Origin of the sequence: Bacillus sp. SRB_8, from assembly GCF_003264205.1 — a bacterium.
GTDB lineage: Bacteria > Bacillota > Bacilli > Bacillales > Bacillaceae_G > Bacillus_A > Bacillus_A mycoides.
Genome location: NZ_NADT01000019.1, coordinates 352078 through 368526, shown reverse-complemented (window position 1 = coordinate 368526; position 16449 = coordinate 352078). Strand labels below are relative to the sequence as shown.

The following is a 16449-nucleotide window of genomic DNA, read 5'->3' as shown; positions in this document are numbered from 1 at the left end:
GTTAAAACATTTTTTGATTTTTTAATGTAAAGGGGGGGTATGATTGCGGAAACTATCTAAAAGGATGCAAATTAAAGAAGATTTATTACAACAATTGGAAGTCGCAGAGATGGATAACGCAGTATACATTGACCTAGTTGATAAGTACATGGCTATGTGGGATGCAGCAAAAGATTTAGAAAGAGAATGGAAAAAAGAAAGAATGATTTCATGGGACAATGGTGGTGGTCAGAAAGGAACTAAACCAAACCCTGCGGGGAAAGAATATCGTGAAACAATTAAAAGTATGACAGAACTTCTGAAGAAGATGGGACTGGAAAGCTTAAACAGGGATGAAGGCGAAGAAGATGTATAACTATCACCCTTACATCGATGATTACATGAGGATGGTTGAAGAAGGGGAAATTCAAGCTTGTAAAGAGCAAAAGAAACTGATGGGATTTTTACGTTGGAAGCTAGATCAGCCTGGAGTCGTCATTGATGCAGAAGCGATTGAAAACTCTGTGAGTGTTCCAGAGAAATATTTTCCATTCGAATTATTTGCGTGGCAAAGATTTTGTAATGCATTTATTTATGGTGTTAAATATGAAAATGGTAAGTTAATGTTCAATAGATTTTTTATGTTACTAGGGCGTGGTGCGGGAAAGAACGGTTATATTGCTTATAACTGTTTTCATATGATGACAGGGCATCATGGCATAAGGAGTTATGACATAGATATTGTCGCAACATCAGAAAAACAAGCGAAAACATCCTTTGAAGATGTATACAATGTTTTGGATGATCCTAAGTTCTCAAAGAAAATGAAAAAGATATTCTATAAATCTAAGATGCTAATTCAACATCGTAAAACAAAATCAAAGTTAGAATATAATACTTCGAACGCTCGAACAAAAGATGGTAAGCGTAGTGGAGTTGTTATCTTTGATGAAATCCACGAATACGAGAATTACGATAGTGTGAAGGTTTTTACATCGGGATTAGGTAAGAAAAAAGATCCACGTACGTTTTACATTACAACAGATGGACGTGTACGTGGCGGTGTATTAGACGACTTGAAAGAAGAAGCTCAAATGGTGCTAAATAAAGATCTTCCTCAATCAACTCTATTCCCTTTTATTTGTAAATTGGACCATGAATCAGAAGTAGACAATGAGGAAATGTGGGAGAAAGCAAATCCATCATACCCTTATAATGAAAATCTTCAAGATGAGATGAAACAAGAATATCATGATATGCAACATAATAGTTCTTTTCGTATAGAGTTCATGACTAAGCGTATGAATCTCCCAATGGAAGATGTATTGAAAGAGGTTGCGACATATGAAGATCGTTTAGCGACTGAGCAAGCATTACCAAAAAATCTACAAGGTATGGAATGTATAGGCGCAGTAGACTTTGCACAAATTAGAGATTTTTGTTCAGTAGGACTTCTATTTAAAGCAAATGGGAAACGTTATTGGGTGCAACATACCTTCATGCATCATACAGCTCCAAAATTACAAGATATTAATCAAGATATAATTAAACTAGCTATTGAAAAAGGCTTGTTAACTGTTATATATGATAAGTCAATAAGTTCGGAACATGTGCTGAATTGGTTTGTTATGATGAACAAAACATATCGCATCAAGAAAATTAGTATGGACTTGTATCGTTCTACAATTTTAAAAGAAGCATTAACAGAAGCGGGATTTGAGGTTGAAATTGTACGTCGTGGACCAGCAACACATAGTATGCTAGCCCCACTTGTGGAGGAAATGTTTATTAAACAAGCAATTGTTTTTGGAGACGACCCTCTTATGCGTTGGTATGTTGGTAATGTATACAAAGAAGAAAAAATGAATGGAAATATTGAATATAAAAAGATAGAGAAAGAGAAGCGAAAAACAGATGGTTTTTTCGCTTTTTTGCATGCCTTGAATTTTGATTCGGAATTAAATGAATATAAACAACTCACTCCAGGGACATTCAAAGTAAGGACTTATTAGAAAGGTGGGTGAAGAAATGGGATTAATAGATTGGATAGGTGGTTGGTTTGGAAAGAGAAACAGGGAAGCACTAAAAAGTTATTTATATGAGTCTTCTATTGATTTCTATTTTAAAAAATTGGCTGTAAGTACTTGTGTAGATTTAATTGCGAATACACTTGTTCGTTGTGAATTTCAAACCTTTGAAAAAGGAAAAGAAGTCCGAAATGAAAACCATTATTTATTTAATGTACAACCAAATCAAAATCAAAATGCTTCTCAATTTATGCATAGCTTAGTTTCACATTTGATTTACGATAACGAATGTTTAGTTATTATGCATAACAATCAACTCTATGTAGCTGATAGCTTCAATAAAGAAGAATTTGCATTAAGAGAAAATTGGTATACAAACGTTACAATAAATGACTTCACTTTTACCCAGAAGGTATTTAAAGAGAGTGAAGTTTTTTATTTTAAATTAAATGATGAAAATATCATGAATGTAATAGATGGTTTATATGGAAGCTGGGGGAAATTGATTACTTCTGCAACGAATATTTATAAGCGTTCCAATGCAATGCGAGTCGTAGTAAAAGGTGAATTTTTAAGAGCACAAACTGATGAGATGCAAGAACAAATCGATGCAATGTTTAATGAGCAGTTCAAAACATTTTTTGAAGCGGACAATGCAGGTGCTGTCTTCCAATTACAAGATGGATACGAATTAGATAATTTCAGCAATACTTCAAAAGGAAATAAGTTAGATAGTCGAGATATTAAATCACTGGTGGATGACATCATTGATTTTGTTTCTATGGCTTTTCATGTACCAAAAGGAATGTTAAAAGGTGATGTAGTGGACGTATCCAAACAAACTGACAATTTCCTGATGTTTTGTATCAATCCACTTATAGAATTAATTACAGATGAAATCAATCGGAAGTTTTATACAAAAGAAGAGTACTTAGGGCGAACGTATTTAAAAGTTGATACAAGTCGAATTAAGCATGTAGACATTACAGAACTAGCAAATGCTTGTGATGTGTTCTTCCGAATTGGTGTAAATTCAATTAATGACATTTTACGAATGTTAGGACGTGAACCTATAGATGAGGAATGGGCAGATATGCGTTATGTTACTAAGAACTATGAATCAGTCGAAAATGCTGAATCATTAAAGGGAGGTGAGAATAATGACGGTAATGGAAATACCAAAAATTAAAAATAGATTTGAAGTACTTAATAGTGCAAACACTGAAGAAGCAGACCTTTATATGTATGGAAGTATTTCAGCATATTCTTGGTATGACGGTATCTCAAGTAGTAAAGTACGAGAGCAATTAAAAAATATTACAGCGAAAACAATTAATGTTCACATCAATAGTGGTGGTGGTGATGTATTTGAATCCATCGCTATCTCTAATTTATTAAAAAATCATTCTGCCAATATTGTTATACACATTGATGGTTTGGCGGCAAGTGGGGCATCTGTTATTGCAATGGCAGCAGATAAAATTGTTATGCCTAAAAATACAATGATGATGATTCATAAAGCATGGACATATGCGGCTGGTAATGCAGAAGGGTTACGTAAGGTTGCAGATCGTCTTGATAAAATTGATACTGCAGTAACGGAAAGTTATACATCCCGTTTTGTAGGAGAAAAAAGTGAACTAGAAACACTTTTAGCAGAAGAAACTTGGTTAACTGCTGAAGAGTGTCAAACGTTTGGTTTCTGTGATGAAATTTCAGATGAAATAGTAATTCCAGAGGAAGACGAAGAGGATGAAGTACTAGAACCTGCAAAGGCAAAGATATTAAACAAATATAAAGCATCAGTTCAAGTACAAGATGATCCAAAAGAAACCACTCATAATAACAAAAATGCATTATTCACATTATTAACAGCGTTAAACACTACAAAATGATAGTGTTTTTTATTTTGCATAAAATAGGAGGATTTTGAAAATGACAATTAAAAATTTAGATCGTGAAGCTCAAAAACAAATTGAAATGAAAGAGAAGTTATTAAATGCAATGAATAGTGGCGATGAGGAGCAAGCAGCGGCTGCTATGGTTGAATTTGCAAACTCTATTCAACAAAATATCATCAATGAAGCGAGACAAGCTGTAAACGAAGATTTATCAGATCAACATGTGATGACAAGTCGTGGTCTTCAAGTTTTAACAAAGGATGAGCAATCCTATTATAACGAAGTCATCGCAAATAAAGGATTTGCAGGTACAGAAACATTAGTGCCAGCAACTGTATTTGAGCGTGTATTCGAATATTTACGTGTAAACCATGCATTATTGAATCATATTCAATTTGTAAACACTACTGGTGTAACGCAATGGGTAGTGAAAAAAGGATATGTACAATCAGCTTGGTGGGGAAAACTTTGTGAAGAAATTAAAGAATTATTAGATGATGGATTTGAAGTTATTACAACAAATTTATATAAATTAAGTGCCTATGTTCCAATTTGTAACGCTATGTTAGATTTGGGTCCAATCTGGTTAGACCGTTATGTTCGTGAGATTTTAGCTGAATCGATGGCGATTGCATTAGAAGAAGCTATCGTTAAAGGTACAGGGAAAGATCAACCGATTGGAATGATGAAGGATTTAAAAGCAGCAGTTACTGCTGGGGTATATAGTGATAAGACAGCTATTCCGCTTACTGATCTAACGCCAACATCATTAGGTAAAGAAGTAATGGCTCCACTTACTAATGGTGGACGTCGTGCAGTTAGTAATGCCCTTATGATTGTAAATCCACTGGACTATTGGGAAAAAATCTTCCCGGCTACTACGTTTTTAACACAAAATGGCGCATATGTATCAGGGGTGCTTCCAATTCCAGCGACAGTTGTTCAATCGTTAGCTGTTCCAAAAGGTAAAATGGTTGCGGGCATCGCAAGCGATTATTTTATGGGTATTGGTTCAACTCAAAAGATGGAAAGTTCAAAAGAATATCGTTTCCTAGAGGATGAAACTGTATACCTATCTAAACAATACGCAAATGGTCGTCCAAAAGATAACGATTCATTCTTATTGTTTGATATTAGTGCTTTAAAAGCTGGCGGTAGTGAAACGCCTACACCCTAATAAATCCTCTACATTAAGAGTGGAGGGAATTGATTTTAATAGTATGTTAAAACCAGAATTAATTGCTTATGCAAATCAACATAATATAGATATTTCCTCTGCAACATTAAAAGAGGATATTCGTAAAATTATAGAAGAATCAATAACAAGTGGTGATTAAAATGGACCAAACGTTAAATGAAACATTACTTGAAGATGTAAAAAGTCGTTTGCGGATCACTTGGAATGATGAAGATGCACAATTAATAAAAACAATTGAACGTGGAAAGGCGTATTTACAAAATCTTTGTGGTACGTCTTTTTCTTTTGAAGAAGAAGACCAGGTTAAGCAATTACTTATTGAACGATGCAGGTATGAGTATAACAATGCTCTGGAGGATTTTGAAAAGAATTTTCGAGGGGAATTACAGCGTTTAATTATAGATTCCGCCTTAAAAGAGAGGGCAAAAGATGAAGTCATACAATGAAACGTTTAATGATGGTTTTTTAAGATACGGACGGACAGAAACAAAGCGTAGCGAGAATGCAAAGCGAATCAAAGGTGTTTTTTCTGAAGAAGGAAAACTAGCGTTTAGAGAATTGTCGGCACGGGATAGTGACTATCAATCTTGCGGATTATTAAATGCGAAGTTAGATAAAAAAGTAAAAACTTTGTTCCCTCCTTCTTTTCGTTCCATTAATAAAAATAAATTAAAAGTAGTTATAGATAAATTAGAATACGATGTCATAAAAGTTGATTCGGACAAGCAATATTTATATTTCTATTTACAGGAAGTAGGTGGACATATTGTTGAATAACGAACAATCAAAAAAGCGACTTCAGAAAATGAATGGCTTATTAATAAATAAATTAAATGAAGCATTCGATGTAGAAGTTTACCAGGATCAAGTAAGTGAAGATGAAGAAGAAGACTATCATTACTTCATATTTGAGACAGGTGGTTTTAAAAAAACAGAAAGTAAAATGACACTTCGCCAAAACGTTTTAATTCGTTATTACTCTGAAAATCGTGATGATTTAGATGAAAGAATGCTAGATATTATTGCAACACTTGAAGCTACAGGACATTCTTTTCAACACTCTGATAAAACATCTATTCAAAAAGGTGAAATGGATGAATACATTGATGAAATTGAAATTAATGTAACTAGACTTGTTAAATATGGCTGCTAATTCATGGAGTGTAGAGTTTGGCGATATTGAAGCCTTAGAAAACAAGCTCAAACAAATACCAGGGAAGTCAGAGCAAGCACTTAATAGAGTTTTGCATAGTGATGGTGTGAATCTTGCAGTCGAATCCATTCAGCCTAAAATCCCTGTTTCTACATGGAAAGGGCGCGTGAGAAATAAACGACATGCTAAAGATCAAAAAGCTTTAACGAATAGCAAATTAAATCTTGGTTTTATAATTCGTCCAACACCTAGATTTAATTACTTAAAGTATCCAGATTTAGGGATAGGAAATTCAAAGAAAAACGCACCGAAAAAGATATTAGAGCGTGGTTTACAAACCGCTACTCCAAAGATATCAGAACGCTTAAATACAGAATTAGATAAAGTTATCAATCAAACACTGGGAGGTTAATTATAATGACGACAATTATTGAAGAATTCGATTCCATGTCATTTACAAACGTAGGTATCCAATTTATTAAAGGTGGAATTCAGCAAACAGGAACAAAGTTTGGTTGCGTTGGGACAATCGAAGGCGAAACAGAAATGCTCGAGAAAGTAAAGAAATGTGAAGGTGTAGAAGTTAAAAAGATTTCCAAGCCTACTAAAATGAATATGACTCTTTCTGGTCATTTACGTGTAGATGTACTTAGAAAGCTTTTCGGAATTAAAACAGATGGGTTAAAAGCTGGTGTATGGTCATACGGTACAACATCAAAGGGAGAGTCATTTGTTTTAACTGCTGACGTAGTTGATGAATTTGAGGATTTAAAAAAATTCGTTGCCTTCTCTAATTGTGCATCTACAACTGGATTTAAATTTAAAGTGGAAAACGGTTCGGATGAAGTAGCAGAAACAGAATTAGAGTTTACAGCCCTTAAAGATAGTAACGGGGAATTTTATTACGAAGCATTAGCGGATGAAGTGGACGATGTGCAGGTAAAAGAAAAATGGCATACACAATTTACGCCTGATCTTGTGAAACTGTAAAAATAACAACAGCAACTCTATCAAAATAAAAGGGGACAAGTAACCTATGAGAGTCGAAGTCGTAAAATTAAAAGAAGTAGATGTTGTAAATGTAGACGGGCAGTTTAAGGCAGTAGAAAAGAATCATCAAACAGTTCCTTGCTTTATTACAAACCACGCAATGCAAAAGGGGCAGAGTTTAGGATTAATCGAGCAGTCACTTATGCAAAGTTTATTTAAAATGAAGGATTTAGCAAATGCGAATCCAAACGAACTCGATAGTGATGCATTACAAAGCTTCAATGAAATTGAAATACAAAAAATCATTTATTTAGGCTGCTTAGGGGCAAATAAACAATTTCCTTATGATTTTGAACAATTCATTGAAAGATTCCATTACTCTTTTGAAGAAACGATGAAACTGTATTCTAATTTAATTTCAAATGTAACAACGGGACAGCCAAATAAGTTTGCTAAAGGGTTAGCGAATAGTACAAAGAATGACAGAAAAAAGAGATAAAGCCACCGAAAATAAACATTGAATGCGTAGAGGACAAATATGTTCTCTACGTTTTAATTTATGGGATTGATCCAGAAGTTTTTTGGCATTTTCCCGTCGCATCGGTGGAGCGGATAGCAGAAGGGAAGCTTGCCTTTGATGGTTGGAAAGCTAATCCACGTTAAAAAAAGGCAGGTGAGAATATGGCAAATGGACCAGAATCAAAAATAACGTTTAAAGTTTTTAATCAAGAATTTAATAAAGCAATGGACGAAATGAAGAATGAAAGTTCTAAGTTACGCCAAGAATTTACATTGCAACAAGAACAACTTAAATCGAGTGGTACAGAAACCGAAAAATTGAATGCAAAGCTAGGACATTTACAACAGCAACAACAATTAGCTGCGCAAAAGGTTGCCGCTACAGAACAGCAATTAAGTAAGGCTAAGGCAATGTATGGTGAAAATTCTACTGAAGTCGAAAAGTTATCTCGCCAGCTCGGGAATGCACAAATTGCCGAACAAAAATTTTCGAATCAGATCAAAGAGACTGAAACCGCCTTACAAAGATTAGCGCAACAAAATAGCAGTACTGCACAAGCTTTAAATAAATTAGGCACAGAAGAAACCGAACTTGTAAATAAATCAGCAAAATTACGTGCGGAATACGATTTGCAACGTGCATCCTTAGGTAACAACGCTACAGAATCCGAAAAGTTGGGTGCAAAGCTGCAGTACCTAAGTCAAGTACAACAAAATGCCTCACAGCAAACAAAGAACTGCGCCCAACAGTTAGCGGCCGCTAAATCACAGTATGGTGAAAATTCTGCTGAAGTTAATAAATTAGAAACGAAATTATTACAATTAAGTACAGCAGAACAACAACTAAAAAATCAAATTGAAACTACGAATCAAAGTCTGAAAGCGCACGAGATAGAAACAAAAAAAGTAGCAAATGCAACAAAACAATTAGAAACTCTTTTTGAAGCAACTGGGACTAGTGTAGATCATTTTGCAAATGCATTGGGCGGACATTTAACATCAGCAATTAAGCAAGGCACAGCCTCTTCTTCTCAATTAGATGAGGCTATTAAACGTATCGGACGCGAAGCTTTAGGGGCAGAAACAGACATTGAAAAACTACAACGTGCCCTGCGCTCTGTTGATGCTGGGAACTCAATACAACAAGTACGAAATGATTTAAGAGATTTACAGCAAGAAGCAGAAAGAACAGAAAAAAAGTTCAAAGAGCTAGATATTGATTTAGAAAATGTAATAGGTGCCGCAGTTGCTGGTGGTAGTATATCTACAGTAATTGAACAAGCGCTCGACACATCGAAATTAAAAACTAAAATTGATGTGTCATTCGAAGTTCCTGAATCATCTAAAAGGTCAGTTGAAGAAGCTGTAAGAAATGTTACTACTTATGGTGTAGAGATTGAGGAAGCTTTAGAAGGAACTAGAAGACAGTGGGCTCTAAATAAAGATGCGTCCGATGAGGCTAATGCTGCAATCGTAAAAGGTGCCGCAACTATTGCTTCAACATATGCTGGTATAGATTTTAATGAATTGATACAGGAAGCAAATGAAATCGGGGCAACGCTTGGCATTACAAATGAGGAAGCTTTAGGTTTAGTTAGTACCTTACTGAAAACTGGATTTCCACCTGAGCAATTAGATATCATTGCCGAATACGGGGACCAGATGGTTCAAGCAGGTTTTTCAGCTAAAGAAGTCCAAGGAATCTTGTCTGCTGGAGTCGATACGAAAAGTTGGAATATCGATAACCTATTAGACGGTGTCAAAGAAGGTCGTATTAAAATGGCTGAATTTGGCGCAGGTGTAGATAAATCTATGCAAGCGGTTTTAGATAAAACAAAGATTTCAGCAGATCAGTTTGAAAAATGGGGCCAAGCTATTGCTAAAGGTGGCGATGGCGGACAAAAAGCAATGCTTGAAGCAACCAAAGCTTTAGCTGGCGTTGAGAATGCAACAGACAGAAATGCACTAGGCACGAAGATGTTCGGGACTCTCTGGGAAGACCAAGGAAAGAAAATCATTGATACCATTCTAAAAGCAGAAGGTAAACAAGTTGATTTAAAAAAAGGTGTCGATGATTTACATAACACCACTTCCAAATTAGATGCATCTCCAGCTGTTAAAATGCAAAAAGCAATGAATGATTTAAAGGTTGCTCTTGAGCCTGTATTAAAGATTGTAGCTGATCTTATAGCAAAATTTGCTGATTGGGTTTCTAACAATCCAGAATTAGCGGCAACACTAGCTGCAGTTGCAATTGCTATTGGTATAATTGCTGGTGCGTTTATGGCATTAGCGCCAATAGTGGTTACCATAACAAGCATATCAGCTGCAATGTTAGGATGGATTGTTGCTATTCCTCTTATCATTGCGGCTGTTATAGGATTAGTCGTTGCAATCGTTAAAAACTGGGACGATATCCAAAAATGGACTACTAATGCTTGGAATTCTATTCAAGAATATTTAGTCGGGCTTTGGGATGGTCTAGTTCAATGGCTGTCTGACACATGGGATAGCATGAGTGAAGGGACTATATCCGTTTGGAATTCTGTAGTTGAATTTCTCACTGGTATATGGGATGGATTGGTTCAATGGCTATCTGATACATGGAATAGTATGAGCGAAGGGACTGCATCGGCTTGGAATGCCGTAGTTGAATTTCTCACTGGTATATGGGATGGGTTAGTTAACTTTGTAGTTACTTGGGGTTCTAAAATAATAAATGCGTATATCGGTATTTGGAAGTCGATCTTTGATTTCTGTATAGAAGTTTGGAATGGGTTAGTTGAGTATTTAACAGAGGTATTACAAAGAATAGCAACATTCTTTTCAGAAACCTGGACAGGTATTTCAGAATTCTTCCAAGGTGTTTGGAATGGGATAGTTGCTTTTTTAACGCCTATTTTACAAGGTATAGCTGATTTCTTTTCAATGATTTGGAATGGGATTTCTACAGTTATCCAAACAGTATGGAATTTTATTACGCAATACCTACAAGCAATTTGGACAGCAATTTTATATTTCGCTACACCAATCTTTGAAGCGATTAAAAATTGGATTATTAGCGTTTGGGATACTATCAGTTCTACTACTTCTATGGTTTGGAATATGATTACTACTTTCTTGCAAACTTGCTGGAATACCCTAGTTTCAATTGTAACGACAGTTTTTGAAACGATTAAAAATTGGATTATTAGTGTTTGGGATACCATCAGTTCCACTACTTCTATGGTTTGGAATATAATTAGTGCTTTCTTACAATCTTGTTGGAATACTATTGTTTCAATTGCTACAACAGTATTTGAAGCGATTAAGAATTGGATTATTAATACCTGGAATACCATCAGTTCCACTACTTCTATGGTTTGGAATATGATTAAGAATTTCTTACAATCTTGTTGGAATTCACTTGTCGCATTTGTAATGCCAATATTTGAAGCGATTAAGAATTGGATCATTAATACCTGGAATACCATCAGTTCTACAACATCATCAATTTGGAATGCGGTTAAAAACTTTTTAATCGGTCTGTGGAATTCCATTGTTTCAACAGCAAAATCTGTTTTTAACAACATAAAAGAAGCGATTACTTCTGTTTGGAACATGATCAGTAGCACAAGCAGTAATATATGGAATGGTATTAAATCCACACTTTCAAGTATTTGGGAAAGTATTAAATCTACAGCATCATCTGTATGGAATGGATTAAAAGAAGCGATTATGACACCTGTTCGTTGGGTTACAAATTCTGTTGGAAACGCATTTGATGGAATGAAATCCGCTGTACTAGGTGCTTGGAATGGTATTAAAAGCGGTACTAAAACAGCGATTAACGGTATCATTCGTATGATTAATAAATTCATTGATGGTTTTAATACACCTGCTGATCTATTAAATGAAATACCTGGTGTTGATGCACCTAAAATCCCACATGTACCGATGCTCGCAAAGGGTGGACATGTTTTAGGAGATGGGCAATTCATTGCTGGAGAAGCTGGTCCCGAGTTATTCAGTAAAAAAGGGAATAAGGTATCTGTAACACCATTAAGTTCTTCTGAAAGAATGGGTGGAATTGGCGGTCAGTTGGGATTACTAACTAAAAATGTAACAGACATGATACAAAATGCAGCTTCTCAATTAGCTCAAATTGTGGCTTACGATGTACCTAGTGCACTAGGGGAAGCGCTTTTAAATGGTGTTCCTAATATGGTTGGAGCGGCTGCAGGTGGTGGAATGGTTAATCAACAACCAGTAGAAGTAAACTTTTATAACACTGTACGAAATGACCGTGATATAGACCGTATGTTTGAAAAAGCTGATGATTGGTTTGCGCAAAAAGGACGTAACTTAAATGTCGGAATAGGGAGGAATTGATTTGCTAGACATAGGGATTGATACGGAATTAGCGAGTGATTATCGAATATGTATGGTAGACCGCCCCGTTATTCCAACAGCAAAACAAAAGGTTGAACATATAGAAGTGTCAGGAAGACATGGATCACTAACGAAGAAAGGGGCGTTCGAGGACGTCCCTTTAAAAATTAAGTTTAATTTACTTGAAGAAGAAAATATAAAGCCTTTAATACGCCGTATCAAAGCATGGTTCATGGATGGTAAAATACTATATTTCACTGATGACGAAGTATATCGGAAAATTAAATCTGTTGAAATTGGTGATATTGCAAATGAGATTGAAGAATATGGGGAATTCGAAGTAGAATTTACACTTGATCCTTTTGAATACGTTGATACAGCACCAATTGTATTAACAAAACCAGAAAGCATTTTGAATCCTGGAACAGTAGAATCAGAGCCGGAATTGGTGATTTATGGTAGTGGTGATATAACGGTTACTATTAATGATATATCGTTCCGAATAAAAGGAGTGGCTTATTCCGTTACCATCGATTCAGAGCTGCTAGAAGCATATGTTGGTACAACATCAATGAATTCTAAAATGATAGGAGAATTTCCGCTTTTTAAACCTGGAATAAATACAATTTCATGGTCTGAATCAGTTACTAAAATCATAGTCGAACCAAGGTGGAGATATAAATGAGTCACATTACACTATATAAACCAGATGAGACTGATTTCACTCATAATGGGATTGGCATATTAGATAAGCATATTTATGGTGCAACCGTTGTAGAAGAACTCAATGGTTTATTTGCACTTACATTTAGTTACCCATTATTTGCTCCACATGGAATAGAAATTGATGGTATGAGCATTATTAAAGTTCCTACACCAGATGGTGACCAATTATTTCGTGTAGTAACTCCTAAACCAAGCATGGGTGAATTAACCGTACAATGTTATCACATTTTTTATGATCTAACTGAGAACTTAATTGAAGATATATTTATTCAAAATACAAATGGTAATGCAGCAATGAGCCGTTTATCAACAGGATGCCAATATAAACATATTTTTACTTTTTACTCTGATATTCCAACAATAGCAAGTGCACGTATTGTAAGGAAAAATCCAATTGAAGCTATTTTAGATAATGGACAAGATAATGCTTTTATTAATCGCTGGGGCGGTGAATTGAAGCGAGATAACTTTGATGTGAAAATGTTAAAAAGTCGTGGTATGGACAGAGGGGTTGTCATTCAGCATAAAAAGGATTTGCTTGGTTATGAAGGGAATGTTGATTGGAAAAGCCCAGTAACCAGGATCATGCCACAGGGATTTGACGGATTGCTTCTTCCAGAAAAATATGTAGATAGTCCAAATATTAATAAATATCCTCATCCCAAAATCAGAGTGGTAGAATTCAAAGATATAAAGGCTGCCATTGGTGAACATGCAAAGGATGATGATGCTGTTCCTCTAGAAGAAGCTTACAAACGATTACGTCAATCCGCTAAAGATATGTTCACGATTCAAAAAGCAGATCAACCAAAAGCAACATATAAGGTTGAGTTCCAAGAACTATCACAAACAGAAGAATATAAAAATTATGCAGTATTACAACGTGTTTATATGGGAGACATCGTCACCGTTAGGCACACAGAAGATAATCTTGATATTCAAGCAAAAGTTATTTCTTATAAATACGATCCGATAAAGAAAGAGTATATAGAAATAACTTTAGGTAATTTCAAAGAATCGTTTGCAAATATGGCTGGTAAAGTAGAGCAAATACAGAATGAAATATCAAATATGCCAAGCTCAATATTAGATGCAGCAAAAGAAAATGCAACAAACCTTATTAATTCGGGTTTTGGCGGACATGTTAGGATTTATCCTGATCGTATTTTGATTATGGACACAAAATCCGAAATGACCGCTTCAAAGGTTTGGCAGTGGAACATCAATGGATTAGGATATTCCCCTTGGGGAGTAAATGGTCCATATGAAACTGCCATTACATATGACGGGCGAATTGTCGCTGATTTTATAACAGCTGGAACACTTACCGGTAATTTAATTAAAGGTGGAGAAATTAGTGGTACCACTTTAAGATCCGATGATACAAAAAACTATGTAAGTATATCCAAACAATTCATGCGAATTATGGAAAATGATATTACCCGTATGTTTTTAGGGTATTACAAAAATTCGAGGGATGAATTACAACCTACGTTACTTCTGGGCGGAGACAATGATATTACAGCTTCACAAGGTGCACTTGCACTCTATCAGTATTCTAATGTTTATCCAAAAGCGGCGGGTATAGGAATTACACGAGGTTATGTAGGTGGCAGTAATACCGATTTGTATTTTCCTGCCATTATTAAATTTGGTCAAAATGGAGATTTGAGCTTAAAAGCAGAGGAATATTTGCAGATGGAATCTCAATTGTCATATATGAATCTAAAAGCTGGTACAGACTTTTCAGCAAAGGCAAAAAACGATTTCATTGCTGAAGCCACAAATGGGAATATGCATTTCACGGCTGGTCAAAGATTCTATTATCACAAAAACGGCACGAGGATTCTATCTATCGATACTTCTTCGGGTGGAGACACTGATCTTATCATGCAGTACTGTATGCTACGTAATTCAAATTACGAGAATGGGTATCTTCAAGTTAAATCTGGTACAGGTTCATTCTATGGCGGAATAATAGCAGCGGATTTTAAAGTATCTTCGCAAGCTAAATACAAAACGAACATACGTGATATTAAATTTGATGTGTTAGAAAAAGTAATGGATTGGGATATAAAACAATACAACCTCAAATTAGATATACCAAAACTATATGAAATGCGGATGGATCGTAAAGAGGGAGAAAACACTTTAACGACAAATGACATCCCTACTCATTATGGTATTGTCATTCCGAACGAATCTGAAGAAACAGGTGTAGGCTTATATGGGATGATTTCACAGGTGACCAAGGCTTTCCAAGAATACGTTACAAAAACAGATGCTAGAATTAAAGAATTAGAGCCGATACAACCCAAAGGTAACGTAAGACATAGAGTGAGAACAAAACGTGTTAAACGGGCCCCTAATCGCATTAAAAGATGATTCGAGAAAGGAGATGGGTCACATGAGAGATGAGGTAATTTCTATAGATTTAGCTGATCCAGTTTTCACAAAAACAATACGTTCTCGCCAGAATGATAAAAATGGTTTGAGAATTGTTGTTTATTTAAAGGGAAATGGGCAAAAAGTAAATTTGGCGGGATATTCAGTTAAATATGAAGCCACGAATCATTTAGGACAATTGATTAGAGATGACGCAAAAATAATTGATGCAGATAACGGAGCTTTTGAGTACACATTGTCAGAAGAAGCAGTTTCGATGGCTGGTGATTGGACAGCTTATTTCGTTTTAGAAAAAAACGATTTAGAGCGAATGACTACGCCAGATATTCGGATTTCTTTAAAAAGAGATGTACGAGAAGGAAATATTAAAATAGAAAACTATATTTCAGAGTTTGATAAAGCACTCGAAAATGTGGAAGGATATCGAAAAGAAATTGATGATACAAATAAGAAAATTACAGATACAAACAACAAATTTGTAGAGTTAACAACATTAATTAATGCTAAAGATGTTCAAGTACCAAAGATCACAACTGAATCAGGTGGTCAAACTATTTCTGTTAGTGATGCCACAAAGAATATTCTTGATGAAATAGCCGCGAAAGGTGCCGGGATGAATACAATTTATTGTGCTACAGGTGTGCAAAACACAATCCCATCGGGCAAACCTTGGAGGGGAATTTCTTATTTTAATCAGAATAATATTGGCTTTGTAATCGCTAAAGATAGTGTAGGTGGATTTTATACAAATTATCTAAACGGAAATAACGGGTGGACAGGGTGGACAAATCATGTCACAAAAGAAGATTTTGTGGGATGGGATTTTACTGTACAAGGATTTAAACGAACTACCGATACGGATTGGATTCAGATGTCAATCAACACAGCTAATGCTTCCAACGTTGAAGGAAGACAAGTTACTAGAGCGAAACGAAGTGGCGACCAAGTTTCTGTTATAGGTTCTTTAAAGAATATAAAAGAAGGGCAAGTTGTATTCAATGTTCCAACTGCATTGCGACCAGCCCAACAAATAACAGATGTTGTTATTATTGCCGGTCCACCTTATTCTATATGTGAATTTAACGTAGAAACTGGCGGTAATGTAAAAATATACAACATCACTACTGACAAAACTATTCATTTTTCAATCAATTATTTAGTATAAAAAAGGAGGCAAAC

The 16449-nt window shown here is 35.3% G+C and carries 16 protein-coding genes; all 16 read left to right on the top strand.

The genetic code is table 11. The features are described 5' to 3' along the window. Positions 1-43 precede the first annotated feature (43 nt). Positions 44-355, top strand: coding sequence for a P27 family phage terminase small subunit (locus B5P40_RS17365; RefSeq protein WP_002192964.1), 312 nt, complete (start codon positions 44-46; stop codon positions 353-355). After that, a complete protein-coding gene (locus B5P40_RS17360) occupies positions 348-1991 on the top strand; it encodes a terminase TerL endonuclease subunit (RefSeq protein ID WP_002192963.1) in 1644 nt (547 codons plus the stop codon). Before B5P40_RS17365 ends, B5P40_RS17360 begins: the two co-directional genes overlap by 8 nt. Before the next feature lie 16 nt (positions 1992-2007). Further along, positions 2008-3195: a phage portal protein gene (locus tag B5P40_RS17355; protein ID WP_113709515.1), complete on the top strand. Its 1188-nt coding sequence runs from the start codon at positions 2008-2010 to the stop codon at positions 3193-3195. Then, positions 3167-3901 (top strand): head maturation protease, ClpP-related, encoded by a 735-nt coding sequence (locus B5P40_RS17350; RefSeq protein ID WP_002192961.1) that lies wholly within the window; start codon positions 3167-3169, stop codon positions 3899-3901. Before B5P40_RS17355 ends, B5P40_RS17350 begins: the two co-directional genes overlap by 29 nt. Before the next feature lie 40 nt (positions 3902-3941). Further along, positions 3942-5084, top strand: a complete 1143-nt coding sequence (locus B5P40_RS17345) for a phage major capsid protein (RefSeq protein ID WP_113709514.1) — start codon at positions 3942-3944, stop codon at positions 5082-5084. After that, positions 5065-5244, top strand: coding sequence for a hypothetical protein (locus tag B5P40_RS32585; protein ID WP_142936362.1), 180 nt, complete (start codon positions 5065-5067; stop codon positions 5242-5244). The genes B5P40_RS17345 and B5P40_RS32585 overlap by 20 nt, the downstream gene beginning before the upstream one ends. A 1-nt stretch (position 5245) precedes the next feature. Beyond that, positions 5246-5551 carry a head-tail connector protein gene (locus B5P40_RS17340; RefSeq protein WP_033733047.1) on the top strand — a complete coding sequence of 102 codons (306 nt, stop codon included), beginning with the start codon at positions 5246-5248 and terminating at the stop codon, positions 5549-5551. Then, positions 5535-5882, top strand: a complete 348-nt coding sequence (locus tag B5P40_RS17335; protein ID WP_000844459.1) for a hypothetical protein — start codon at positions 5535-5537, stop codon at positions 5880-5882. The genes B5P40_RS17340 and B5P40_RS17335 overlap by 17 nt, the downstream gene beginning before the upstream one ends. Then, on the top strand, positions 5872-6258 hold the full coding sequence (locus B5P40_RS17330; protein WP_002192958.1) for a hypothetical protein: 387 nt from the start codon (positions 5872-5874) through the stop codon (positions 6256-6258). Before B5P40_RS17335 ends, B5P40_RS17330 begins: the two co-directional genes overlap by 11 nt. Continuing rightward, positions 6248-6670, top strand: a complete 423-nt coding sequence (locus B5P40_RS17325; protein WP_113709513.1) for a hypothetical protein — start codon at positions 6248-6250, stop codon at positions 6668-6670. The genes B5P40_RS17330 and B5P40_RS17325 overlap by 11 nt, the downstream gene beginning before the upstream one ends. Before the next feature lie 2 nt (positions 6671-6672). Next, positions 6673-7248 (top strand): phage tail protein, encoded by a 576-nt coding sequence (locus B5P40_RS17320; protein WP_176527028.1) that lies wholly within the window; start codon positions 6673-6675, stop codon positions 7246-7248. Between the two features lie 46 nt (positions 7249-7294). Beyond that, positions 7295-7747, top strand: coding sequence for a hypothetical protein (locus tag B5P40_RS17315; RefSeq protein WP_002192955.1), 453 nt, complete (start codon positions 7295-7297; stop codon positions 7745-7747). 182 nt (positions 7748-7929) lie between these two features. Then, positions 7930-12138 carry a hypothetical protein gene (locus B5P40_RS17310; RefSeq protein ID WP_002192954.1) on the top strand — a complete coding sequence of 1403 codons (4209 nt, stop codon included), beginning with the start codon at positions 7930-7932 and terminating at the stop codon, positions 12136-12138. A gap of 1 nt (position 12139) precedes the next feature. Further along, the gene (locus B5P40_RS17305; protein ID WP_002192953.1) at positions 12140-12823 is read left to right on the top strand and encodes a phage tail domain-containing protein; all 684 of its coding nucleotides are present in this window, start codon (positions 12140-12142) and stop codon (positions 12821-12823) included. Continuing rightward, entirely contained in the window at positions 12820-15249 is a 2430-nt protein-coding gene (locus tag B5P40_RS17300; RefSeq protein ID WP_002192952.1) for a phage tail spike protein, read from the top strand. The genes B5P40_RS17305 and B5P40_RS17300 overlap by 4 nt, the downstream gene beginning before the upstream one ends. A gap of 22 nt (positions 15250-15271) precedes the next feature. Continuing rightward, positions 15272-16435, top strand: coding sequence for a BppU family phage baseplate upper protein (locus tag B5P40_RS17295; protein ID WP_002192951.1), 1164 nt, complete (start codon positions 15272-15274; stop codon positions 16433-16435). The last annotated feature ends 14 nt before the right edge of the window (positions 16436-16449 follow it).